This window comes from Pseudomonas sp. AC463, assembly GCF_979253585.1.
This window is the reverse complement of sequence record NZ_CEEDDZ010000898.1, coordinates 1-253: the sequence shown is the minus strand read 5'-3', so window position 1 is coordinate 253 and position 253 is coordinate 1. Positions and strand designations below refer to the sequence as shown.

Genomic DNA, 253 nt, shown 5'->3' with positions numbered 1-253 from the left:
ACATAACTCGTGCAGTTCAGCCCTGCGAAAATTGACCGAGAACCGTAGGACAAGTTCCCTAAACCCCTGATACGGCCAATACAAACGAAACCACCTTACCCAGACATTAACTACTTCGGCGCCAGCTCGCGTAAATGCCGTGCGACCGCAATCCACGCACCGATCTACCCCAACAATACCGCGCCAAGCAAGAGGCTCAGACCATCGGCTACCGGCACCCCGGCCCGGGCGAAATCACTGCCGTACAAGCCGG

General features: G+C 56.9%; 1 protein-coding gene. It reads right to left on the bottom strand.

Going from position 1 to position 253, the window contains the following annotated elements:
* Window positions 1-164 precede the first annotated feature (164 nt).
* Window positions 165-253: hypothetical protein (locus tag AC0IYH_RS32825; RefSeq protein ID WP_471838551.1), on the bottom strand; the 89-nt coding region annotated here is incomplete at its 5' end.